This is a genomic window from Enterobacter sp. IF2SW-B1 (assembly GCF_001743375.1).
In the GTDB taxonomy this organism is placed as follows: Bacteria; Pseudomonadota; Gammaproteobacteria; order Enterobacterales; family Enterobacteriaceae; genus Enterobacter; species Enterobacter bugandensis.
The window spans coordinates 1-378 of sequence record NZ_MJAA01000336.1; the positions used below are offsets into that span (position 1 = coordinate 1).

1 protein-coding gene is annotated in these 378 nt (G+C 60.1%); it reads left to right on the plus strand.

The window, feature by feature from the left end; genetic code table 11:
• Positions 1-378: TIGR01620 family protein (locus A6013_RS24580; protein ID WP_069733896.1), on the plus strand; the 378-nt coding region annotated here is incomplete at both ends.

Consider the following 378-nt stretch of genomic DNA (forward strand, 5'->3'; position numbering starts at 1 on the left):
GGTGGATATGGCCTTTATCGCCGGGCGTAACCTGCGCCTCATCAACCGAATCGCGAACCTTTACGGCATAGAGCTGGGTTACTACAGCCGGCTCAGGCGGTTCAAACTGGGCCTGCTCAATATCGCGTTTGCGGGCGCGAGCGAACTGGGGCGCGAAGTAGGAATGGACTGGATGTCGCAGGAGCTGGCGGCGCGTCTTTCAGCCCGGGCAGCCCAGGGCATTGGCGCGGGCTTGCTGCCGGCGCGATTGGGTATCAAAGCGATGGAGGGGTGCCGTCCGCTGCCGTGGATTGATGGCGATAAGCCGCGGATGGGGGATTTCAGGCGTGAACTGATCGGTCAGATGAAAGTAACGCTCAATAAAAAACCGTCTCCTTG